General features: G+C 64.2%; 19 protein-coding genes. 11 read left to right on the forward strand and 8 right to left on the reverse strand.

Annotation, left to right across the window (positions count from 1 at the left end; translation table 11 throughout):
- Window positions 1–5: 5 nt before the first annotated feature.
- The 3 genes from JQ591_RS25150 to JQ591_RS25160 are packed head-to-tail and all read left to right on the forward strand — an operon-like array spanning window position 6 to window position 3,148.
- Window positions 6–545 carry a VOC family protein gene (locus JQ591_RS25150; RefSeq protein ID WP_211398653.1) on the forward strand — a complete coding sequence of 180 codons (540 nt, stop codon included), beginning with the start codon at window positions 6–8 and terminating at the stop codon, window positions 543–545.
- Window positions 546–560: 15 nt separating this feature from the next.
- A complete protein-coding gene (locus JQ591_RS25155) occupies window positions 561–1,766 on the forward strand; it encodes a ribulose-bisphosphate carboxylase large subunit family protein (protein WP_211398654.1) in 1,206 nt (401 codons plus the stop codon).
- A complete protein-coding gene (locus JQ591_RS25160; RefSeq protein ID WP_211398655.1) occupies window positions 1,763–3,148 on the forward strand; it encodes a four-carbon acid sugar kinase family protein in 1,386 nt (461 codons plus the stop codon). Before JQ591_RS25155 ends, JQ591_RS25160 begins: the two co-directional genes overlap by 4 nt.
- 565 nt (window positions 3,149–3,713) lie before the next feature.
- Here the strand turns inward: JQ591_RS25160 and JQ591_RS25165 are convergent.
- Genes JQ591_RS25165 through JQ591_RS25200 form a run of 8 tightly spaced genes read right to left on the reverse strand, consistent with a single transcriptional unit; the run spans window position 3,714 to window position 12,046 of the window.
- On the reverse strand, window positions 3,714–4,838 hold the full coding sequence (locus JQ591_RS25165; protein WP_211398656.1) for a mandelate racemase/muconate lactonizing enzyme family protein: 1,125 nt from the start codon (window positions 4,836–4,838) through the stop codon (window positions 3,714–3,716).
- Window positions 4,839–4,887: 49 nt separating this feature from the next.
- Complete coding sequence (locus tag JQ591_RS25170) at window positions 4,888–5,925, reverse strand: tagatose 1,6-diphosphate aldolase (RefSeq protein ID WP_211398657.1); 1,038 nt, start codon at window positions 5,923–5,925, stop codon at window positions 4,888–4,890.
- On the reverse strand, window positions 5,922–6,854 hold the full coding sequence (locus tag JQ591_RS25175; protein ID WP_249137640.1) for a sugar kinase: 933 nt from the start codon (window positions 6,852–6,854) through the stop codon (window positions 5,922–5,924). The genes JQ591_RS25170 and JQ591_RS25175 overlap by 4 nt, the downstream gene beginning before the upstream one ends.
- A 23-nt stretch (window positions 6,855–6,877) precedes the next feature.
- Window positions 6,878–7,951: an ABC transporter ATP-binding protein gene (locus tag JQ591_RS25180; RefSeq protein WP_211398660.1), complete on the reverse strand. Its 1,074-nt coding sequence runs from the start codon at window positions 7,949–7,951 to the stop codon at window positions 6,878–6,880.
- A gap of 6 nt (window positions 7,952–7,957) precedes the next feature.
- Window positions 7,958–8,962, reverse strand: coding sequence for a zinc-dependent alcohol dehydrogenase family protein (locus JQ591_RS25185; protein ID WP_211398662.1), 1,005 nt, complete (start codon window positions 8,960–8,962; stop codon window positions 7,958–7,960).
- Window positions 8,963–8,969: 7 nt separating this feature from the next.
- On the reverse strand, window positions 8,970–9,797 hold the full coding sequence (locus JQ591_RS25190) for a carbohydrate ABC transporter permease (RefSeq protein WP_211398663.1): 828 nt from the start codon (window positions 9,795–9,797) through the stop codon (window positions 8,970–8,972).
- Window positions 9,794–10,684: a carbohydrate ABC transporter permease gene (locus tag JQ591_RS25195; protein ID WP_211398665.1), complete on the reverse strand. Its 891-nt coding sequence runs from the start codon at window positions 10,682–10,684 to the stop codon at window positions 9,794–9,796. Before JQ591_RS25195 ends, JQ591_RS25190 begins: the two co-directional genes overlap by 4 nt.
- A 60-nt stretch (window positions 10,685–10,744) precedes the next feature.
- On the reverse strand, window positions 10,745–12,046 hold the full coding sequence (locus JQ591_RS25200; protein ID WP_211398667.1) for an ABC transporter substrate-binding protein: 1,302 nt from the start codon (window positions 12,044–12,046) through the stop codon (window positions 10,745–10,747).
- Window positions 12,047–12,226: 180 nt separating this feature from the next.
- On the opposite strand from JQ591_RS25200, the gene JQ591_RS25205 reads away from it, so the two are divergent.
- The 8 genes from JQ591_RS25205 to JQ591_RS25240 all read left to right on the forward strand — a co-directional run bounded on the left by JQ591_RS25205 (window position 12,227) and on the right by JQ591_RS25240 (window position 21,978).
- Entirely contained in the window at window positions 12,227–13,261 is a 1,035-nt protein-coding gene (locus tag JQ591_RS25205; protein WP_211398668.1) for a LacI family DNA-binding transcriptional regulator, read from the forward strand.
- 15 nt (window positions 13,262–13,276) lie between these two features.
- Window positions 13,277–14,011 carry an SDR family NAD(P)-dependent oxidoreductase gene (locus JQ591_RS25210; RefSeq protein WP_211398670.1) on the forward strand — a complete coding sequence of 245 codons (735 nt, stop codon included), beginning with the start codon at window positions 13,277–13,279 and terminating at the stop codon, window positions 14,009–14,011.
- 443 nt (window positions 14,012–14,454) lie between these two features.
- Complete coding sequence (locus JQ591_RS25215; protein WP_211398671.1) at window positions 14,455–15,705, forward strand: ABC transporter substrate-binding protein; 1,251 nt, start codon at window positions 14,455–14,457, stop codon at window positions 15,703–15,705.
- A gap of 130 nt (window positions 15,706–15,835) precedes the next feature.
- Window positions 15,836–16,663 (forward strand): AraC family transcriptional regulator, encoded by an 828-nt coding sequence (locus JQ591_RS25220; protein ID WP_211398673.1) that lies wholly within the window; start codon window positions 15,836–15,838, stop codon window positions 16,661–16,663.
- A gap of 200 nt (window positions 16,664–16,863) precedes the next feature.
- On the forward strand, window positions 16,864–17,874 hold the full coding sequence (locus JQ591_RS25225) for a branched-chain amino acid ABC transporter permease (RefSeq protein WP_211398675.1): 1,011 nt from the start codon (window positions 16,864–16,866) through the stop codon (window positions 17,872–17,874).
- Window position 17,875: 1 nt separating this feature from the next.
- The gene (locus tag JQ591_RS25230; protein ID WP_211398677.1) at window positions 17,876–18,997 is read left to right on the forward strand and encodes a branched-chain amino acid ABC transporter permease; all 1,122 of its coding nucleotides are present in this window, start codon (window positions 17,876–17,878) and stop codon (window positions 18,995–18,997) included.
- The gene (locus tag JQ591_RS25235) at window positions 18,990–19,772 is read left to right on the forward strand and encodes an ABC transporter ATP-binding protein (protein ID WP_211398678.1); all 783 of its coding nucleotides are present in this window, start codon (window positions 18,990–18,992) and stop codon (window positions 19,770–19,772) included. The genes JQ591_RS25230 and JQ591_RS25235 overlap by 8 nt, the downstream gene beginning before the upstream one ends.
- Window positions 19,765–21,978 (forward strand): ABC transporter permease, encoded by a 2,214-nt coding sequence (locus JQ591_RS25240; protein ID WP_211398679.1) that lies wholly within the window; start codon window positions 19,765–19,767, stop codon window positions 21,976–21,978. The genes JQ591_RS25235 and JQ591_RS25240 overlap by 8 nt, the downstream gene beginning before the upstream one ends.

The following is a 21,978-nucleotide window of genomic DNA, read 5'->3' on the forward strand; positions in this document are numbered from 1 at the left end:
ACGCAATGAGCCGTTTTTTTGGTGAGATCCGGCAAGCCGGCTACGTCGTTGACGACATCGAGAAGGCCATGGACCATTGGAGCCGCGAGCTCGGCATCGGGCCGTGGTTCTACAATCCGCGTGTGCCGATCGTGAACTACCATTATCGCGGCAAGGCCTATGAGCCGCACAATTCGGTGGCGCTTGCGAATTCGGGGCCATTGCAGATGGAGCTGATCCAGATCCGCAACGACGCGCCGTCGATGTATGCCGATTTCCTGAAAGCCGGGCATAAGGGTCTGCAGCACGTCGCCTACTGGACTGAAGACTACGACGCGGATCTGACGCGCCTCGAGGCCGAGGGCTTCAAGCCGGTCATGAGCGGCGAAGTCGGCGCGCGCGGACGCTTCGTCTATTTCGACACGGAATACCATCCGGGAACGGTGATCGAACTGTCTGAAGTCGCAGGACCCAAGGGCAAGATGTTCGACCTCATCCGCGAAGCCGCCAAGGACTGGGACGGTCGCGACCCCGTGCGGCCATTTCCCGATCTCACCAAGCTCTAGACTGTCTGTGATCCCGTGACGCCAAATCCTGTTCGCATCGAAGCCGACTATCTGATCGAAACGCCCAGCGATCCGCGGCTTGCCGCGGAGACCATGGCGGGCGAGCAGTCGAGCGGAACGTTCGTCGCGGTGCCCGGCGAAACGCCGGAGCTGAAAGCGCGTGCAGCTGCTCGGGTCGAGAGCCTCGACCTGCTGGATACAGTCGGCGCACCATCGCTCCCGGTCGCCCGGCCAATCAACGCCGATGGCCCCTGGCGACGCGCGCGCGTCACCTTGTCATGGCCGCTCGACAATATCGGCGCCTCGCTGCCCAATCTCGTCACGGCGATCGCCGGCAATCTCTGGGAATTGCGCCAGCTGACCGGCCTGCGGCTGCTCGACCTGCGGTTGCCGGTCGCTTTCGCCTCCGCCTATCCCGGGCCGAAGTTCGGCGTCGCCGGCACACGCGAGCTCACCGGCGTCAGCGGCCGTCCGCTGATCGGCACCATCATCAAGCCGAGCATCGGGCTGAGCCCGGCCGAGACGGCTAATCTCGTCACCACGCTGTGCGAGGCCGGCATCGACTTCATCAAGGACGATGAGCTGCAATCGGACGGCGTTTATTGTCCGTTCGACGAACGGGTGCGCGCCGTGATGCGCGTCGTCAACGACCACGCCGGCCGGACCGGCAAGAAGGTCATGGTTGCCTTCAACCTCACCGGCGAGATCGACCAGATGCGCCGCCGCCACGATCTGGTGCTGGCCGAGGGCGGCACCTGCGTGATGGCAAGCATCAACTCGGTCGGGCTCGCCGGCATGATCGAGCTCGGCCGCCACACGCAACTCCCCGTTCATGCGCATCGCAACGGCTGGGGCGCGCTGAACCGTCATCCCGCGCTCGGCTGGGATTATACCGCGTGGCACAAAATATGGCGGCTCGCCGGCGCCGACCACATGCATGTCAACGGCATCGGCAACAAATTCAGCGAGACCGATGACAGCGTGGTCAAATCCGCGCAGGCCGCGCTGACGCCGATGTTCGCGCACAAGCCGTGCATCGCGATGCCTGTGTTTTCGTCGGGCCAATCGCCGGCGCAGGCCGTGCCGACCTGGCGCGCGCTCGGCTCGACCGATCTGATCTTCGCAGCCGGTGGCGGCATTCTTGCACACCCCGATGGACCCGCCGCAGGCGTCGCCGATCTGCGTGCGGCGTGGGACGCGGGGATCGCAGGCAAACCATGAGCGACACGTCCGCCCTGCCCGACGGTCCGCTCGTCGCCTTCTACGGCGACGATTACACCGGCTCGTCCGCGGCGATGGAGGCGCTCACCTTCGCGGGTCTGCCGACAATCCTGTTCCTGGAGCCGCCGACGCCCGAGCATCTCGCGGCCTCCAGGCAGTATCGCGGCATCGGCATCGCCGGCACGGCGCGGGCAAAGGACCCGGCCTGGATGGAGCAAAACCTTCCGCCGGCCTTCGACGTGCTCGCCGGCATCGGCGCCCCAATCGCACATTACAAGGTGTGCTCGACCTTCGATTCCGCGCCGCATATCGGCTCGATCGGGCGCGCGATTGATCTCGCCGTGCCGCGACTCGGTGGCCGCTGGCATCCGCTCCTCGTCGGCTCCCCGGCGATGGGCCGCTACCAGATGTTCGGCCATTTGTTCGCGGCTGTGAACGGCGTCGGCCATCGCCTCGACCGGCATCCGACCATGTCGCGTCATCCGGTGACGCCGATGGACGAGTCCGATCTCGGCCGGCATCTTGCAAAGCAGACGACGCGATCGATCGGACTAATCGACTTCGTCACCATGGCCAATGGCGGCGCGGATCTGGCGCTGATGCGCGCGAGGGGCGCGGGCACCGAGATCATCTCGCTCGACGTGCTCGACCACGCATCGCTGATCGAAGCCGGCCGCCTGATCTGGGAATATCGCGGCGAGCGGCTCTTTGTCGCCGGCTCGCAAGGGGTCGAGCAGGCCCTGGTTGCCTATTGGCGGTCGGCGGGCCTGATTCCCGACAGCAAGCCCGATCTTCGCCTTACCGGCGTCGAGCGTATCGCCTGCGTGTCCGGCTCATGCTCACCCGTCACTGCCGCGCAGATCGCTCATGCCGGAAGCAATGGTTTCAACGTCGAGCGGCTCGATGCAGCGCGCGCCGTCGATACGGCTGAATGGGCCAAGGAGATCGGCCGCGCTGTCGAGCGCGCGCTCGCCGCGCTCTCGTCGGGGCGCGATGCGCTCCTGATCACCGCAAGCGGCCCCGACGATCCGGCGGTCGGCGCTCTCAACGCGGCGATCAGGGCGAGCGGCGGAACGGCGGCCGCGGTGAACGACCGCATCGGCGTCGGGCTGGGCCAGGCGCTGGATTCTATTCTAGAAACCGCGCGGCTCCAACGCGCCGTGGTCGCCGGCGGGGACACATCCGGCCACGTGCTACAGGCCATGGGTATCTACGCGCTAACTGCGATCGCCCCGCTCGCAGAGGGAGCCCCGCTCTGCCGCGCGTCGTCGGATCGCGCGCATGCCAGAATCGAGATCGCGCTGAAGGGCGGGCAGGTTGGCGAAGTCGATCTGTTCTGCCGCGCGAGACACGGGTTCGGAATGTCGGGCCCGCGACACTGACACCGCCAGCAGCCCGCAAGGTGCGCATCACCTACGAGCTCGAAGTTACGGCAGATTGTCCCGCAGAAAAATGTCGATGCGGATGCGCGCCTGGTCAGAACCGATGGGTAGGAAAGATTTCCAGCATAAGCATTCTGAGGCCATCCTTTTCTCTGTCTTCATCGCAACGCGAATGACACATCAGAAACAACCGGTCTGGAGCTAACCACGTCGGAAGACGCAAGTCTGCTGTTGCGATCATGGTGCGTTAGCGGCCGGCCGATAGCGAAATTTCGCTGATGGTCATCCCTTCGGCCGCGCACTCTGTCGTGATGTGCGCCATGGACCGGGGCGCGCTTGCTCACCCGAGGGGCCCAATTCATAAAGTCTGCTCACGTTGGCTGTGGTGACACTTCTCTTGACCTCGCGGTGCACATATCGTGTGCGCGTCACCTTCTAACGATTGAAAAACCTAAACTCTCGCTCGAGTCCATCACGGACCAATTTGAGCCATGTTTGGTCAAGGAGGCCGAGGTCAATCAAGAGTGATCCACCGTGGTCAGAAGCTGACAGGTCTCCAGCAAGCCTAGATACTGCGATAGCACTCGATACATGAAAGATCAGGTACTATTCCGAGCCCCGGGTCTTCGTTCAATTCAACCGTGCCTTCCCTCAGATTGAGGATCGGACCACAAAACAGATCCCGCAACGGGTTGTCATTGGCATCGACCTCCAGCCAGCCGTCACCACCGATACCGGCGAGAAGATGCGCGGACGCAAGCAGGCCAATGCCTCCGCCGAGATAGTGCGGGCAAAACGTCTTGCCCGCTTTCAGAATGTTGCGAGCCAGTCCAGCGCAGGCGCTGAGCCCGCCCCATTTTGCGATATCGGGTTGAACCACGCCGAGCACATCTTCGGCCAGGACCTCCTCGAAGCCTTCGGCGCTCGAAATATTTTCACCGGCGGCAATCGGCATCTTCGCGTGGGCGCGCAGCTTGCGCCATTCCTCGCGCGGCCGATCGGCGCGGATCGGCTCTTCCAGCCAGCGCAGGTCGAACTCGGCCAGCCGCGGCAGCATCTCCAGCGCCTGCGCGACCGACCAGCCCTGATTGGCATCCACGGCGAGCATGCCGGCGCCGACGGTCGCGCGTAGCGCAGCGAGGTTGGCGAGATCCATCTCCGCGCCGAAGCCAACCTTCAGCTTCAGTGCACGATGGCCACGCTTGAGCGCGGCTTCAGCCGTCTGAGCGGCGCCGCCGGGATTGATGCCGCTGGCATAGGCCTTGATCGTGCTCGACTGCCCGCCGATGAGCCGCCACAGCGGCACGCGTTGGCGTCGCGCGGAGAGGTCCCACAGCGCGAGATCGATACCCGAGATGGCCTGCGCGAACGGCCCGGGCTCGCCGCATTGAAGCGCCAGCACCTCGGTGCCCTTGGTCAGGGTCTCGAAGGCCTGAACAGGATTGTCAAACCTGCGTCCGACAAGGCCGGGCGCGAGCACCTCGTCGACCAGCCGGGCACGGTGCTCCGCGCCGGGTGCGGGAAAGTTGGACCAGGTCTCACCCCATCCCTCGACGCCATCTTGGTCGACGACGCGAACGAAGACGGCGGGACGGTTCAGCATTTTGCCGAACGACGTCACCACTGGCGTTGCCAGCGGATAACGATAGCAGAACGCCCCGACCGAACGGATGGTGAAGCTGTCAGTCATGCGACGGGTCCTTGCGACCGAGTTGAGACCACGCGGAGCCGCCACCATGTCAGTAGGCGCGCGCGAAGTCACCTTCCTGCTTGATGTCAGTGAACACCGGAAAGCGCGCCTTCCATGGCGTTCCCTTGGCCGTGGTCAGCTCGTTGAGCCGTTCGAGCACGCCGAGGCCATCCTTGCGCAGACTTGCCGAGACCGCCGCGCGGTCCGGAAAGTTCCTCAGAACTGCATCGAGCCAAATGGTGCGGCCGGCGAGGAAGCCGCCTGCCCCGGCTGCGTAGGCGAAGTCCAGCACACGCTCGAACTTCTCCGGCGCGGCGCCACCCGACAGCAGCACCCAGGGGATGCTCCGTTCGCGGCAGATGTCCCCGATCGCGTCGAATTCCTTCTGCGCGGCGCTCTCCTCGGCGCTGCCGTCACGGGCCGGAAGGCCGTTGGCCGCAAGCGGGCTCTCCAGCTTCAAGAGATCGACGCCGTATTCAGGCTTGGCGAATTCGCGCACGCTGTCGATGACGAGGCCGGGAAGTTTCCCGGGCGACTCCACGTAGTCGGCGGTGTGATTGGCACTGCCGAGGAACGGATAGACCAAGAGCTCCAGGACATAAGGGATGTCATGACGGGCGCAGTCCTCGCCGATCTCGCGGACGAAGCGCTTCTGATGCTCGTTCACCGCGGCATCGGCATCCGGCCGGTACCAGGCCAATACCTTCACTGCGTCGCCGCCCATGGCGCGGATCTTCTCCACGCTCCAATCGGTGATCGCCCGGGACTTGCGTCCGCCCGAGGTTTCCTCGACGCGGTGTTCCTCGAGCGTCATGATGAGACCACAGCGCGGCGGCAGCAGGTCGATCGCGGCCGGCACCGCGAAATTCGGGTCGAACAGCATCGAGCTACAATGCGGCGCGAGGTTCTCCACGAGCAGGCGCTTCGCCGCCGTGACATCGGAATATTCGACCTGGTCCCGCGTGATGCCTTTTGCCTTTGCAATGGCATCGAACAATGGCGGCCGCTGATCCAGCGCGACCATACGAAAGTGGCCGCCCGCGTCAGCAAGGCGTGCCAGCCCGCGGTTCTTTCCAATCGTTCTCATGGCTTCGTCCTCATGAATGCAAGACACTCGTTGATCGTAGGAATACCGTTGCGGCCGCCGGCGTGGCCGCATTTCATCGCAGCCGTCGCTGCCGAAAACGCCATGGCGTCGCGCACATCGAGGCCGACGCCGATCGCAAGCGCATAGGCGCCGTGGAAGACGTCGCCCGCGCCGGTGGTGTCGATGACATCGACCGCAAAGGCGGCCTGGCGGTGCAACTGGCCATTCTCGTACCAGCTCACGCCGTTCTCGCCGCGCGTGACGGCGACGACTCGGCAACCGAAGCGCGCGAGTGCGGCGAGGGATTCATCCCCACCCGACCCAGCAAAGGACGTGAGCGCAGGCTCTGAGAAGATGGCGTGGTCGGTCAAGGGCAGCAGTCGCTCGAACACCTCGGGGTCGGCCATATCGCCGTCGAGCACCGTGGGGATGCTTCGCGAGCGCGCCTCGCGGAACAGAGTCGCGGCCCCTTCAACCCAGCGAGGATCAGCTAGCACGGAAGATGCGCGGGCGACCGCTTCCAGAGGAAGCCAATCAGCAGCCTCGGGAAAATGACCGCGGAAATTGACGATCTGCCGCTCGCCGGAACTGTCGACGACGATGCCGGAGACCGACGACCGGCCCTCGGGAAACAGCCGGAAGTTCTCGACATCGACACCTTCAGCGGCAAAGGCCGACCGCATCTCGTGCCCGGCGGCATCGTCCCCCGCCCGCCCCCAGAACGCGACGGAAGCGCCGAGCCGCGCAACCGCGACCGCGGCATTGGCAGCCATGCCGCCGCCAAAAGTGCCGTAGCCGACGGCCTTGATCTTCTCGCTCCGACCCGCGAAGAGCCGATCGACCCGCCAGACCTGGTCGAGCGCAGAAAGCCCGAGGCAAATGACGTGCGCATGCCGGGCCCTCGACGCGACGTCCGCCAACGCCGACATATTTCCGATGTCTGCCGCCGCACTCACCGCAAGACCTGCCCGTTCGCCGCATCGAACAAATGCGTCTTGCCTGGCTGCGGACGAAGGCCGAGGCGATCACCGACCTTCGGCCGCAACGACGGATCGACCCGCGCGATGGCCGATACGCCGGCGAGATCGAAATGAATCAACGTATCCGAGCCGAGCGGCTCGACGAGCTTGACGTTGATGGCAATGCCATCGGCAGTAGCAGCGGCCACGGCAAAATGCTCGGGACGAATGCCGATGACGGCGCTGCCGGCCTGCCGCAGGTGGCTCGCGGTCTCGCCGTCCACGGGTACAACCGCTCCGCCCTGCGACAGGGTCGCCCGCTCCTCCCGCCACGCGACCGGGAAGAAATTCATGGCGGGCGAGCCGATGAAACCGGCGACGAACTGGTTGGCTGGCCGCTCGTAGACCGTCTCGGGCGTGTCGTATTGCTGGATCGTGCCGCTCTGGAGCACCACGATCCGGTCGGCCATGGTCATGGCCTCGATCTGGTCGTGGGTCACGAAGACCATGGTGGTCATGAGCTGCTGCGACAGCGCCTTGATCTCGGCGCGGACCTGCCCGCGCAGTTTCGCGTCGAGGTTGGACAGCGGTTCGTCGAACAGGAACGCCTTGGGATTGCGCACGATCGCACGGCCCATGGCGACGCGCTGGCGCTGGCCGCCGGAGAGCTCCTTCGGCTTGCGGTCGAGATAAGGCTCGATGTGCAGGAGCGCAGCGGCGCGCTTCACCCGCGCGTCGATCTCCGCTTTCGGCGTTCCCCGCAGCTCAAGGGCGAACGACATGTTGTCGTAGACTCGCATGTGCGGATAGAGCGCATAGTCCTGAAACACCATCGCGATGTCGCGCTGCGCGGCCTGCACGCCATTGACGCGCTTGTCGCCGATGTAGATGTCGCCGGACGTGATCGGCTCGAGGCCTGCAATGATCCGGAGCAAGGTCGACTTGCCGCAACCGGACGGCCCGACGAACACGACGAACTCATGGTCCGCGATCTCCAGATTGAGATCCGGGATCACGGTGAAATTGCCGTAGCGCTTGACGAGGTTGCGGATCGAGATCGAGGCCATGATCGGTTAATCCAGCGCCAAGACGGGCTTGATCAGCTCGCCCTTGGCGAAGCGGGCGAAATTCTCAGGCAAAGTCGAGAGGCCGAACTCGCCATCGACGAGGACACGGTATTCGCCCTTGTACTTTCGCAGCAGCTCGACATTCGGCTCGAAATCGGACACCGGGAAGTAGAACGTCCTGATCATGTAGAAATCCTTGCGGCGGAACACCTTGCCCTCCTCGATGGTCCAGGGGGCGGCGTTCTCGCCGACCAGCACCAGCGCACCGCGCGGCAGGACGAGCTCGATGCCGAGGTTGCGGGCCGCATGCGCGCCGGAGCATTCCATGATGAGAGAGAAGCGCTTCGAGGTATCTCCGACCGGATGCGCCTTCGCGCCAAACGATTGCGCGATCTCGAGCCGCGCCGCATTCGGATCGGCCACGTAGATGTCGTCGTAGCCGAGCGCGCGCAGCGCCAGCACGACACCAAGACCGACGGGTCCAGCGCCCATCACAAGGACCGATCCCGCTTCGCCCGGAGGCACGACACGACTGACGAACCGGACGGCGTGGCCGGACGTGCCGATGGTGTCGAGCAGCAGCGGCGCGAGGCTGTCCTCGATGTCGTCGGGGACCGGCAGCAGGCAGTTTTCCGGCACTGGCACATACTCGGCATAGCCACCCGGCCTGTTCCAGCCGATCAGGCTGGAAACCTCCAGGCACATCTGGGTGTCGCCGCGCTTGCAGGCAGCGCAGTGATCGCAGTGCAACGGAATGTACACGGCGCAGCGGCTGCCATGCAGCCGATGACCGGGCTGTTCGACCACGCCAAAGATCTCGTGCCCGGCGGTGAATTCGGCGCCCTTATGCCAGAGCTTGAAGTCCGAGCCGCACAGCGCGGTGCGGGAGACGCGCACCAGCACCTCGCCCGTCCCGACGTCGGGCAGCATCACACGTTCGATGGTGATGCGGTCGTTGCCGTGAAAGACCGCTGCTTGCATGATCGACTTCGGACGGGGCGATATGTTCATCAGATACCTAGCCTTTCACCGCGCCGAGCGTCAGTCCCGACACCAGCCAGCGCTGAACCAGAGCCGCCAGCACCAGCGGCGGCAATGCGATCAGCGTCGCCGCAGCCATGAGTGCGCCCCATTGCGTGGAGCCTTCGCCAATGAAATTGAAGGCCGCCGCGATCAGCGTCTTGGTGTCGCCATTGGAGAGCACCAGCGCAAACAGGAAGTAGTTCCACGAAAATACGAAGGCGAGGATCGCCGACACCGCGACGCCGGACGCCACCAGCGGCAGCGCGATGCGCCAGAGGATGCGCGTAACGCCACATCCATCCACTTGCGCGGCCTCGAAGACGCTACGCGGGATGCCATCGAAGGACGGCAGCAGAACCCAGATCACGATCGGCAGCGTGATCACCGCATGGCTGAGGATCAGCGCAGTGTAGGAGCCGATCATGCCGACCTGCCGGAACATGACGTACCACGGCAGGAGGAACAGAGTGCCCGGCGCCATGCGTGCCGCCAGCGTCAGGATCGCCGGCCACGAAATCCGCGTCCAGGACACGGCGAAGGCGGCGGGAATTCCGAACAGCAATCCGAGCGCGGTCGAGCCGACGGTCACGATCAGGCTGTTGACGGCGTAGCTCATGAACGGTGTGGTCTTGGTCAGTTCGACGTAATTATCCAGCGTCGGTGTGAAGATCAGCGTCGGCGGATAAGCCGTCACCTCGAACGACGGCTTGAACGAGGACAGAACCATCCAGACTGTAGGGGCCATGATGATGACACCGGCCAGCACGAGCTGCACCAAATTTAGCCATCGTATCCAGCGATCGGTATTGGCTGCGTCCGTCATGACCACGCCACCGCGCCGCGTAGGCGGTTGAAGGCCAGTACGGCGCCGAACACGATCGCCGTCAGCGTCAGCATCAAGGCGCTGGCATAGCCGATGTTGAAGAATTCGAAGCCGACCCGGAAGCCGTAGATGTTGAGCGTGTTCGACGCGTTGCCGGGACCGCCCTGGGTCGTGATGTAGATGATGTCAAAAAAGCGGAGCAGGTCGACGCTGCGCAGGATCGCCGCCGTGACGATCGTCGGGAGCAACAAAGGCAGTGTAATGCGCTGAAAGGTCTTGAATGGCGACGCGCCATCGATCTGAGCAGCCTCGTAGACACTGGGAGGCAAGGATTGCAGGCCGCCCAGCACGATCAAGGCGACATATGGCGTCCACTGCCAGCTGTCGATCAGCGCGACGGTCGGAATGACCCAGGTCGGCGAAGCCAGCCAGTCCGACGGTGGCAGGCCGAAGGATTGCAGGATATAGTTGGCGGCGCCCAGCGAGGGATCGAGGATCACCAGCCACATCATGCCGGCCACCACCGGCGGCATCATGAAGGGCGAGATGAACAGTGAACGCACGATTCCCGGCAGGCGCTTGGCGTGAAACAGCACCAGCGCGAGCCAGACACCGAAGACGAGCTGGAGCACCAGCGAGAGCACAAAGAGCGCAACCGTGACCCACAGCCCATGCCAGAACTCGTAGTCGGAGATCAGCTTCGAGTAATTGGCAAGGCCCGCGAAGGACTGCTTGCCGGTCGAGGAAAACGTCTGGAAGCCGAGCCAGATCGTGTAGACGACCGGAAACGCGATCATCGCGACCGTGAAGATCACGGCCGGCGCCGATAGCGCAGACATCTCCAGCTTCTGCCGGTCCTGCGTGAGTGTCGCAGCCGCATCAGACATGCGTCCGTTTCCTTGATCGAGTGAGATGCCGGCCGGCGCGAAGCCGCCGGCACCGGGCGATTACTTCTGCGCGATCAGCGCATCGAGCGCCTTGTCGGCATCCGCACAAGCCTGGTCGATCGGCTTCTGCTTCAGGATCAGATCCTGTACCGCCTGCCCGATGAACTCGCGCGATTCCGGATTGGCGACGATGGGATAACCAACCTCGGAGGAACCCTTGGTCGCGAGCACGTCGAGCGCGGCTTGCCATTCCTTGCGCACCGGCTCCTCGTCGATCCACTTCCGGTACTCGGGATCCTTGGCGACGGACGGACGCGGCGGCGCGATGCCCTGGAGCGCCATCTTCTTCTGCACCTCCGGGCTGGTCGCCCATTGCACGAAGTACCAGGCCGCGTCCGGCTGCTTGCTGTGCGAGGACACCGCCATGCCCCAACCGATCGTGGTCGGCACCTGGCCGGCTTCACCCGCCGGGAACGGCAACAGGCCGGTGTCCTTGAGGCGCGCACCACCTTCCGTCACCGTGCGCAATTCATTCGACGATTCGAACGCCATCGCTGCGCGGCCGCTGCGGTACAGTGCCGAAATCTGCTGGAAGCTGTAATTGACGACGCCGGGCGGTCCGAAATCGCGCAGCAGGCGGCTATAGGTGTCGAGCGCCTCCTTGGCCTTGGCCGAGCAGAGATTCGACTTGCCGTTGGCGATGTAGCTTCCGCCGATATTGTGCAACATATTGCTGAAGGTGTAGGCGACCGCGGGCTTCAGGCCGCGCGAAACGAACGGCGTGACTGCGCTGTCGCAGGCCTTGATCTTCTCGGCGGCTGCTTCTACGTCCTTGATGGTTTTCGGCGCCTCGAGGCCGCACTTCTTGAAGATGTCGGTGCGGTAATAAAAGATCGGCCCTTCCAGATTCATCGGCATGCTGGTCAGCTTGCCGCCGAAGGTCGCGGCCTTCAGCAAGGCCTGGCTCAACCCGGCCGGTTCGTAGTCCTTGGCAACCTCGCTCTTGGCCATCGCCGTGAGATCGGCGTACCAGCCGGCGGCGGCGAATTGCTCGCCCTCGCGCGATGGCAGCGTCATGAACACGTCGACCTCGTCGCTGTTCGCATTCATGACCGTGACCAGACGCTGGCGCATCTGCTGTTCCTGATAGCCGTCAACCTTCAAGGTCATGCCGGTCAGCTTTTCGAAATCGGCCTTGAAGGTCAGGAGCGCCTGCGACACCGGGTTGTTATTGGCGAGAAAAGTGACGGTCTTGCCCTTGAACTTCATCCAGTCGAAGTCGGCCGCATGCGCCTGCGCACTGACCGCGGCAATTGCGAGAACCGGCAACGCGACATGCGTCGCGAGCATCCTGGCCTTCATCGAACTCTCCTCCCGGCCGGCCGCCTTATGCTGGCGGCCTTTTCTGAACACTACTTGAAAACGGTTACATCCTAAGCATCGTCGCAGCGCTGTCAAGCGATGGACAAGCCGGGTAATCTGCGGCAAATTCACAATATTGCCGCTACTGATCAGCCCCTAGCTGGATGTACCGATACATTCATGAGACTGACGAACGCCAAATCTGTGAAGCAGGGCATCCGTGCGGTGGCGGCGCGCGCCGGCGTGTCGACGGCGTCCGTCTCGCGCGCACTCAACAATCCCGGCGCGGTGAGCCCTTCCTTGCGCGCGCGCATCGAACAGGCCATCGACGCGCTCGGCTACATCCCGCACGCACCGGCGCGCATCCTGTCGTCGCGGCGCTCACGCACGCTCGGCGCGATCGTGCCGACGATCGACAACACGATGTTCGCGCGCGGTATCGCCTCCCTGCAGCAATATCTGTCGTCAGTCGGATACATGCTGTTTCTCACCACCAGCGGATATGATCTTGACGTCGAGCTCGAGCAGGCGCGCAACCTGGTCAGCCGCGGCGTCGACGGCCTGGTGCTGCGCGGCGATTGTCATCATGACGGATTGCGCAAGCTGCTCGCGGACAATGCGGTGCCCTTCATCAATGTCGGCATCTATCAGCCCGACCGTCCTTACCCTTGCGTCGGAACCGACAACGAAGCTGCTGCTCACCGCGCAGCTGCACATGTCATCGAGCTCGGCCACCGCCGCATCGGAATCGTCTCGGCGCTTCAGCGCAACAACGACCGCGCCAGCGCGCGCGTCGCCGGTTTTCGCCGCGCGCTCGTCGAGAACGGCCTCGAGCTGCCCCCGCAATGGCACGTCGAGGTGCCCTATACGCTCGACGATGCGCGCGAGGCGGCCCGCTATCTCCTCAGTCTCGACGACCGCCCGACCGCCGTAGTGTGCGGCAACGACGTCATCGCCTATGGCGTGCTGCTCGAGGCGGAGCGCAGCGGCTATTCCGTGCCGCGCGACTTGTCAGTCATCGGCTTCGACGACCTCGACTGGAGCCGCCATCTGCGACCGAGCCTGACCACGATCCACGTCCCGACCGGGGAAACCTGGCAGCGCGCCGGGGAATATCTGGTGCGAAACCTCGCCGGCGAGCAGACCATCATCCACCGCGAAATCGACTTTTCGCTGGTGGTCCGCGAATCGACGGCTCCGCCGCTCAAATCCTGACGTGAGACCCTCCCGATGAATTCCAATTTTTCCCTCGCCCCCGACTTTCATGCCGTCGTGATCGGCGGCGCCGGCGACATTGGCGCTGCGATCAGCAACCAGTTCTGCGATCTTGGCGCGACGGTGACCGCAACCGGAGCCAACGAGGCGGATCTCGCGCGCACCCTGCTCAAGCCGCGTGCGAACCTGACGCTCGCGGCACTGGATGTGACGAACGACGACGCCGTGACGTCATTCGCGCGAGAGCAAAGGCGCGTCGACGCGCTCGTTAACTGCGCCGGTATTCTCGCGCGCGACAAGGAATTCGAGGTCGAGACCTTCATGAAGGTGCTCGACGTCAATCTCACCGGCACGTTCCGGACCTGCATGGCTTTCCGCCCGATGCTGGCGGAGCAGGAGGGCTCGATCGTCAACATCGCCTCGATGAATGCGACGCTGGCCCTGCCGCGGATTCCAGCCTATTGCGCCAGCAAGGGCGGCGTCGTGATGCTGACCAAGGCGCTTGCCTTGGCGTGGGCAGAAGACGGCATCCGCGTCAAAGCGGTCGCTCCCGGCTACATCGAAACGGCGATTAACGCTGCTGGCAGAACCGATCGCGCGCACTATCAGCGCATCGCCGACCGCACCGCGTTCAAGCGCTGGGGACAACCGGAGGACATCGCCGGCGCAGTCGCCTTCCTCTGCATGCCCGCCTCGCAATATGCGACCGGCACCGTCGTTGCTGTGGATGGCGGGTTTCTCGCGGGGTAGTAGCTCGTACGAGACGACTTCGTCCGCCCTGCGCCAAGAGCTGAGCGTGCCACTCCAGGACATCACCCGCGAAGAGCGGATCGAATTCGGAAGGAAACGGGCTACGCTAGGCGCTGGGCCGGCAACGCTTGCGATTGATTTCTCTTTCATTCGAAGCGATCCTATTGCACGCGGCGGCAGTCCACGGCAGTCGCGACCGCCATGCGGCAGGCGCGTGAAAATTCGGCGAGCCTGACGCCTATTGCACCGCGATGTTGATCGCGACGCAACATTCAAAATGAGACTGCCCGTTAAGCCACGCACGGCTCCGGCACGTGCACTGCATCCGAGTTCGGTTAGCCTCCATTTCAAGAACCGTTGGCCTTGCCCGAACGCCGCACCGCGCGGCGGACGTGCCAGGGCGAGGTGAAAACCAGCGACAAGAACGCCCAGGGAGGAGAGCAATGTTGAAAGGCAGTCTAGGACTGATCGCGTTGAGCAGCCTGTTACTTTCGGGCACCGCCTTCGCACAGGAGAAGATCAAGGTCGGCGTCACCGCGACGCTCGAAGGCACCTACACCGTGCTCGGCGAGGACGGCATCCGCGGCTTCCAGACGGCTCTCAACGTGCTCGGCAAGAAGGTCGGCGACAAGGAACTCGAGTTTGTCATCGCCTCGACCGACGCGACGCCGGACTCCGCTGTGCGAGCAGTGCGCAAGCTGATCGAGCAGGACAAGGTGCAGATCCTGCTGTCGCCGCTGTCCGGAGACGAAGGCATCGCGGTCAAGAATTTTGCGAAGACCCATCCCGAACTGACCTTCATCAACGCCGCCTCCGGTGCGCAGGAAACGACCTATGTCGATCCGGCTCCGAACTTTTTCCGCTACAACATGGACGGCGCGCAGTGGCAGGTGGGCCTCGGCAAATACGCTTACGAGGAAAAGAAGTATCGCAAGATCGCGACCGTCGGCGAAGACTATTCCTTCATCTATACCCAGGTGTTCGGGCTCGTGCTCGAATTCTGCGGTGCCGGCGGACAGGTCACCAACCGGCAATGGGTGCCGCTCGGCACCAAGGACTTTGCCTCGGTTATCGCCGCGCTGCCCGATGATGTCGATGCGATCTATCTCGGCCTCGGCGGCGCTGACGCTGTCAACTTCCTGAACCAGTACCAGCAGGCCGGCGGCAAGGCGCATCTGATGGGCGGCTCGATCATGATCGACCAAACCATTCTGTCGTCCAAGGGCAACGCCAAGAACGCGCTGGTCGGCACGCTGGCCGCCAGCGGTCAGGCCGACACCTGGGAGAACCCGAGTTGGCAGAAGTTCGTGAAGGACTATCAGGACGCCTTCCCACCCAACAAGCGCTTCCCGAGCCCCTCGCTGCTCGCCACCAACTATTACGACTCGACCATGGCGCTGATCCTGGCGTTGCGTCAGGTCAACGGCGATCTCTCCAACAACCAGGCCAAGTACAAGGAAGCCCTTGCCAAGATCGAGCTCGACGCACCCAACGGCAAGATCAAGCTGGACTCCAACCGCCAGGCGATCGGCACCAACTTCGTCACCGAGGTCGTCGACGACGGCAAGGGCGCGCTTTTTTCAAAGGTCGTCAAGGTGATCCCGAACGTCAACCAAACGCTGGGCTACGATCCCGCGGTGTTTTCCAAGATCGGCTTGCCAAGCCGCACAGTACCGGAATGTAAGAAATACTGACGTAATCTCGTTCGCGAGCCATGGTTGACCGGGGAGAGATTTGCAAGGCGCGGACATCGTGCGCCCTTGCATTCTCTCCCCGGTTGTTGAACGCTACCAAAAAATAGCAAGAGCTTTTGGGAGGAAAGGCATGAGCCGGGCGCTCGCCGTCTTCCACGGCCGCTTTGGTCGGGCGACGGTCTATCAGTTGAACCGCCCTTTCAACATCCACGCGCATCGCGAAGGTCATTTGATCTTCCATGTCGGCGGGCGTTCCGCATGCATCGATGTCAGCGACGGACGTTACGAGCTCACCGAAGGTTCCGTCGTCGCGGTCAATCCGTGGGAGCCGCATAATTTCCTGCCGTCCGATCTCGAAGGCGGCGCCGTTTTCTTCGTGCTCTACGTCAATGCGGAGTGGTTCGCGCCCGATGCGCCCGGCGCCGACCGCCTCCGCTTCGGCCGTACCCAGTTCACGCGGTCGGTTGCGCTGGACAGGCATATCAGGCACGCAGCCGCCCTCGTGTGCGGCGCACCCTCGCTCAACAGCCTCGATGGCGAGCTGAGAGGTCTGATCGATATCTGTTACGACGAAAGCTGGCAGCAGGCTGCGACCGCGCGTGATCCGCGCACAAACGGTTCCGTCACGGATTTTCGCGTGCGCAAGTGCATCAAGATGATGTCGGAGAGTCCCGGCGCCGAGATCGAGCTCGATACCATCGCGCGCGAATCCGGCCTGTCGCGGCCGCACTTCTACCGGCTATTCCGCACCCAGACCGGCGTTACGCCACACCTCTATCTCAACACGCTGATGATGGAGCAGGCGCTGGAGGCGCTGGTGGCGAGCGAAGCGCCGATCGCCGACATCGGCTTCGATCTCGGCTTCTCGTCGCAGAGCGGATTCACCCGCTTCTTCGCCGCCAATGTCGGCATGGCGCCGACCGATTATCGCCGCGCGGCCAAGGTTTTGCGCGCCTGACGGCACGCGAAAAGATACTCACGATCAAGCGCCTCCCTTACAGCCGCATTAGGATGCGCCAAACGCGATCCCGAAAAGAGGATCGCGCTCGATAGGGAGCGGACGTTCATGGCAGGGCTTGCGGCCGGCAACGGTTTGCGTGCCCCCTCGCCCCACTTGCGGGGCGAGAGTTGGGGCGACGTGAAGACGGAGCGGCTATCATGACCCGCTTTGTCGAACGTCATCCCGCCTGGGCACTGATTGTCATCATCGTGATCGCGGTGGCGCTTTGGCTGATTTTCGCAGTATGGCCGCAGGGCCTTGAAGATGCGATCGGCCGCAAGCGGGTCTTCCTCAACGCTCTCTTCAACGGCATCACGCTTGGCGGTCTTTATTTCCTCGTCGCCAGCGGCTTTACGCTGATCTTCGGCCTGATGCGCAACGTCAACCTCGCGCACGGCTCGCTCTATTTGTTCGGCGGCTATGTCGGCTACGCCATCAGCGCCTCGACCGGCTCATGGGTCCTCAGCTTCATCGTCGCTTTCATCCTGACGGCGCTGGTCGGCGTCCTGCTCCAGGTTCTCGTCTTCCGCCGCATGGAAGGCCAGGACCTGCGCCAGACCATGGTGACGATCGGTCTCTCGATCGTGTTCGCCGATTTGATGCTGTGGGCCTGCGGCGGCGATTTCTATCAGATCCAGACCCCGAACTGGCTGATCGGACCTGTGGAGCTGCCGCTGGTCACCGCGGTTAAATCCTCAGGCGAGCCGGTCTATCTCCGCTATCCGCTGGTCCGACTCGTGATCTTCGCCGCTTCCGTCGTGATCGGCGTAGCGATGTGGCTGGCGCTCAACCGCACGCGCATCGGCATGATCATCCGTGCCGGCGTCGACGATCGCGACATCCTGGCTGCGACCGGGGTGCGGATCCAGCTCGTCTTCGTGGGGGTGTTTGCGCTCGGCGCCGGCCTCGCCGGCATCGCCGGCGTCGTCGGCGGAACGTTCCAGTCGCTCTCACCCGGCGAAGATATCCGCTTCCTGCTCGCCTCCCTCGTCGTCGTGATCGTCGGTGGCATGGGCTCGATCCCGGGGGCTGCGCTGGGCGCGCTCATCATCGGCCTCGCCGAGCAGCTCGGCTCGGTCTACATCCCGACCTACGCCATCGTCGTGACCTTCCTGATCATGGTTCTGGTGCTGGCAATTCGGCCGCAGGGCCTGTTGGCGAGGCGCTGACATGTCCCTCGCTCACGACGCCCGGGTCACGGTTCGTCCCACCGCTGCGGTGCAGCGCTCCAAATTGCGCGGATGGCCCGAGATCGACAATCCGGCAGCCTGGACCGTCGCGGCCATTCTCCTGATCATGCCGCTGATCGCCAACGGCTTCTTCCTGATCGAGATCTTTGCGACCACGCTGATCCTCGGAATCATGGCGCTGAGCCTGATGTTTCTTGCTGGCTATGGCGGCATGGTCAGCCTGATGCAGCTCACCATCGCGGGTTTCTCCGCCTATATGGTCGCGGTGTTTGGCGTCAGCGGCAACGCCAATATCAGCCTGGGCTGGCCGTGGTGGCTTGCGGTCCCGATGGCGCTCGCGCTCGCGACCATCTTCGGCACGCTCGGCGGCGCGCTGGCGGTGCGCACCGAGGGCATCTACACCATCATGATCACGCTCGCGATCGGCGCGGCGTTCTATTATTTCACCAACCAGAACTGGGCGATCTTCAACGGTCATACCGGCATCAATACCGTTGCCACGCCGCATTTCTGGGGCGTCAACTGGCGCGCCGACATTCCCTTTTACTATATCGTGCTCGCGGTAGCCGCACTCTGCTACTTCGCCGTCGACTACATCTCCCGCGCGCCGTTCGGCCTCGCGCTGCAAGGCGTACGCGACAATCCCCGCCGGATGGCGGCACTCGGCTTCAACGTCAATGCGCATCGCGTCGCGGCCTACGCCTTCGCGTCCTTCGTTGCGGCACTGGCAGGGGTGCTCCAGGTCTGGAATTACCGGCAGATTTCGCCGGGATCCGTGAGCGTTGGAGCCTGCATCGATATCCTCATCATCGCAGTCGTCGGCGGCATCACGCGCCCTGTCGGCCCCTTTATCGGCGCCCTGATCTTCGTGCTGCTGCGCACTTTCGCACTCGACTTCCTGGTCAAGCTGGGGCTCGACGGCAACCGATTTCGGCTCCTGATCGGCCTCGGCTTCCTCGCCATCGTGTTCTGGTCCTCGGACGGCGTCATCGGGCTCTGGCAGAGCTGGCGACACCGCCAACGCTTCGGGGCGGCGAGTTCAAGCGGACGACGTGGCCAAGAATCTGGCCGAGAATCTGCCCAAGGATCCAGCCATGGATAGCGTCGCGCAACGCCTCTCTGTCGTGGGCGCCGGCGCGGCGCTGGAACTGCGCGGCGTGACGCGTCTGTTCGGCGCGCTCGCGGCACTCACCGACGTCACCATTACCGTCCGCCCCGGCGAACGACGCGCCGTGCTTGGCTCCAACGGCGCCGGCAAGACCACGCTGTTCAACTGCATCACCGGCGACTTCCCACCTTCTTCCGGCACCATCCGCTTCTTCGGCGAGGACGTTACGCACTTCCCGCCCTATGAGCGCATCCGCCGCGGCCTGCGCCGGACTTATCAGATCTCCGCGCTGTTTCCCGGCCTCACCGTCCAGGACAATGTCTACCTCGCCTGCCGTGGCGTCTCACGGGGGCGCTTCTCGTTTCTCCGCCCCGGTCAGAACGACGCGTTGATGCACGCGGCCGAAAATCTCGTGCAGGCCGTCCATCTCACCGGCGTGAAGGATCGGCACGTTGCCGAGCTCGCGCATGGCCAGCAGCGCCAGCTCGAGATCGCACTTGCGCTTGCCGGCGCGCCGCGATTCGTCCTGTTCGACGAACCGGCCGCGGGACTGTCGCCAACCGAGCGTGCCGAGCTGATCGAGATATTGACCTCGCTGCCGGCGCATATCGGCTACATCATCATCGAGCACGACATGGACGTGGCCCTGCGCGTCGTCGAGAGCGTCACGATGATGCACAACGGGCGCATCTTCAAGGAAGGCCGTCCGCAGGAGATCCAGTCCGATCCCGAAGTGCAGGAGCTTTACCTCGGAGGCGGCCATGAATGAGGTCCGCCGTTCCGCCGCCGCGCTCGAAGTCCGCGGCCTGGACGTCTACTACGGCCATTCGCATGCGCTGCAAGGCGTGGACCTGACGCTCGAAGCCGGCGTGTTCTCGGTCGTCGGCCGCAACGGCATGGGCAAGACCACGCTGTGCAAGGCCATCATGGGGCTGACCCCGGTCAGCGGCGGCTCGATCCGCCTCCGCGGCGATGACATCACCCGGCAGTCGCCCGCCCATATAGCCCGACTCGGCGTCGGCTACGTCCCTCAGGGACGGCGGCTGTGGCGTTCACTCAGCGTCGACGAGCATCTGCAACTCGCCGCCGGCTTGCGCCGCGGCGCCTGGACGGTCGAGCGCATCTACAAGACGTTTCCGCGGTTGGCCGAGCGCAAGGATCACGGCGGCGGCCAGCTCTCCGGCGGCGAGCAACAGATGCTTGCGATCTCCCGCGCGTTGCTCACCAACCCGCGGCTCCTGATCATGGACGAGCCCACCGAGGGGCTTGCGCCTGTCATCGTCGCCCAGGTCGAGGAGATGCTGCTGCGGCTTGGCGAGGACGGCGACATGTCCGTACTTGTGATCGAGCAGAATATCGGCGTGGCCACGGCCGTGTCGCGCAACGTCGCAATCATGGTCAACGGTCGCGTCAACCGCATCATCGATTCGGCCCGGCTTGCCGCCGATCGCGAACTGCAGCAGCGCCTGCTCGGTGTCGGGTTGCACGCCGAGCTCGAGCTCGACCTCGATGTGCCGGCGGCGGGGACGGAGGCGAAGCCCGTCCCGCAGCAAACGCGTCCAAGCGGCGCGATCCGCATCTACGTGTCTAACCCGACGCCGCCGACGCGCTGGTCGCCGCCGGTGCCGATCGCCCGCATCGAGGCCGCAGCCCGCACGCTCTCGACACAGGTGATGTCTCTCGACGAGACGGCACGGCGCCGGCGCGAACCGGTCGCGGCGCAAACGCAGGGGTCTCCGGTCGTGCTCGTCGTCGGTACGCTCGACACCAAGGGCACGGAGCTCCGCTTCATCCGCGACATCATCGCCGGGACCGGCCTGCGAACGCGATTGGTCGATGTCTCCACCAGCGGCAGGCACGCGGCCAGCGACGTCTCCGCTCAGGAGATCGCCTTGAATCATGGTCGCGGCGGATCGGCGGTGTTCGGACCCGACCGCGGCGCCGCCGTCACCGCGATGGGCGAGGCCTTCGCCAGCTGGCTGCGGCGCCAGAGCAATGTTGCCGGCGTGATTTCGGCGGGCGGCTCGGGCGCGGCGTCACTGGTCGCCCCGGGTATGCGGACCCTTCCTGTCGGGGTGCCGAAGCTCATCATCTCGTCCGTCGCCTCCGGCGACGTCGGGCCCTACGTCGGCCCCTCGGACATCACCATGATGCATTCGGTCGCCGACGTGCAGGGCCTCAACTCGATCTCGCGCGCCGTGCTGGCCAACGGCGCCAATGCGGTGGCCGGCATGGTCAAGGCGCGCCTCGATCAGCATGCACGGAAGGATCGCGGCGACAGCGGATTGCCATCGGTCGGCATCACCATGTTCGGTGTCACCACGCCGGCGGTGCAGAAGATCGCGGCCGACTTGCGCGAGGATTTCGAGTGCCTCGTCTTCCACGCCACCGGCGTCGGCGGGCGCTCAATGGAGAAGCTAGTCGATTCCGGACAGCTCGCAGGCGTCATCGACCTCACGACCACGGAGGTCGGTGATCTCCTGATGGGCGGCGTGTTCCCGGCCACCGACGACCGCTTCGGCGCCATCATCCGCAGCCGGGTGCCTTACGTCGGCTCGGTGGGCGCGCTGGACATGGTGAATTTCGGCGCCCCCGAGACCATCCCGGAGCGCTACCGCGGCAGGAAATTCCACGTCCACAACCCGCAGGTCACGCTGATGCGGACCACGGCGGAAGAGAACGAGCGCATGGGGCACTGGATCGCCGATCGGCTCAACCGGATGGACGGTCCGGTGCGCTTCTTCCTGCCCGAGGGCGGCGTTTCCGCGCTCGACGCACGAGGACAGCCATTCTGGGATACGGACGCCGATGCGGCGCTGTTCCGAACGCTGGAACGGAACGTGCGGCAGACCGCCAACCGTCAGCTCATCCGCGTCTCCAAGAACGTCAACGATCCCGAGTTCGCCTCCACCATTGTCAGCGCGTTCCGAACATTGTTCGGCCGCACCGGGGCGCGCCGGAGACTAGCGAGGTGA

This window comes from Bradyrhizobium canariense (assembly GCF_018130465.1).
Lineage (GTDB): Bacteria > Pseudomonadota > Alphaproteobacteria > Rhizobiales > Xanthobacteraceae > Bradyrhizobium > Bradyrhizobium canariense_C.

What these genes read in the sequence shown, in the direction of transcription:
- JQ591_RS25220 (WP_211398673.1), top strand. Translation starts at nt 15,836, where the DNA reads ATGAGCCGGGCGCTCGCCGTCTTCCACGGCCGCTTTGGTCGGGCGACG.
- JQ591_RS25195 (WP_211398665.1), bottom strand. Translation starts at nt 10,684, where the DNA reads ATGTCTGATGCGGCTGCGACACTCACGCAGGACCGGCAGAAGCTGGAG.
- JQ591_RS25180 (WP_211398660.1), bottom strand. Translation starts at nt 7,951, where the DNA reads ATGGCCTCGATCTCGATCCGCAACCTCGTCAAGCGCTACGGCAATTTC.
- JQ591_RS25175 (WP_249137640.1), bottom strand. Translation starts at nt 6,854, where the DNA reads ATGTCGGCGTTGGCGGACGTCGCGTCGAGGGCCCGGCATGCGCACGTC.
- JQ591_RS25150 (WP_211398653.1), top strand. Translation starts at nt 6, where the DNA reads ATGAGCCGTTTTTTTGGTGAGATCCGGCAAGCCGGCTACGTCGTTGAC.
- JQ591_RS25215 (WP_211398671.1), top strand. Translation starts at nt 14,455, where the DNA reads ATGTTGAAAGGCAGTCTAGGACTGATCGCGTTGAGCAGCCTGTTACTT.
- JQ591_RS25240 (WP_211398679.1), top strand. Translation starts at nt 19,765, where the DNA reads ATGAATGAGGTCCGCCGTTCCGCCGCCGCGCTCGAAGTCCGCGGCCTG.
- JQ591_RS25170 (WP_211398657.1), bottom strand. Translation starts at nt 5,925, where the DNA reads ATGAGAACGATTGGAAAGAACCGCGGGCTGGCACGCCTTGCTGACGCG.
- JQ591_RS25225 (WP_211398675.1), top strand. Translation starts at nt 16,864, where the DNA reads ATGACCCGCTTTGTCGAACGTCATCCCGCCTGGGCACTGATTGTCATC.
- JQ591_RS25190 (WP_211398663.1), bottom strand. Translation starts at nt 9,797, where the DNA reads ATGACGGACGCAGCCAATACCGATCGCTGGATACGATGGCTAAATTTG.
- JQ591_RS25230 (WP_211398677.1), top strand. Translation starts at nt 17,876, where the DNA reads ATGTCCCTCGCTCACGACGCCCGGGTCACGGTTCGTCCCACCGCTGCG.
- JQ591_RS25205 (WP_211398668.1), top strand. Translation starts at nt 12,227, where the DNA reads ATGAGACTGACGAACGCCAAATCTGTGAAGCAGGGCATCCGTGCGGTG.
- JQ591_RS25160 (WP_211398655.1), top strand. Translation starts at nt 1,763, where the DNA reads ATGAGCGACACGTCCGCCCTGCCCGACGGTCCGCTCGTCGCCTTCTAC.
- JQ591_RS25165 (WP_211398656.1), bottom strand. Translation starts at nt 4,838, where the DNA reads ATGACTGACAGCTTCACCATCCGTTCGGTCGGGGCGTTCTGCTATCGT.
- JQ591_RS25235 (WP_211398678.1), top strand. Translation starts at nt 18,990, where the DNA reads ATGGATAGCGTCGCGCAACGCCTCTCTGTCGTGGGCGCCGGCGCGGCG.
- JQ591_RS25200 (WP_211398667.1), bottom strand. Translation starts at nt 12,046, where the DNA reads ATGAAGGCCAGGATGCTCGCGACGCATGTCGCGTTGCCGGTTCTCGCA.
- JQ591_RS25185 (WP_211398662.1), bottom strand. Translation starts at nt 8,962, where the DNA reads ATGAACATATCGCCCCGTCCGAAGTCGATCATGCAAGCAGCGGTCTTT.
- JQ591_RS25210 (WP_211398670.1), top strand. Translation starts at nt 13,277, where the DNA reads ATGAATTCCAATTTTTCCCTCGCCCCCGACTTTCATGCCGTCGTGATC.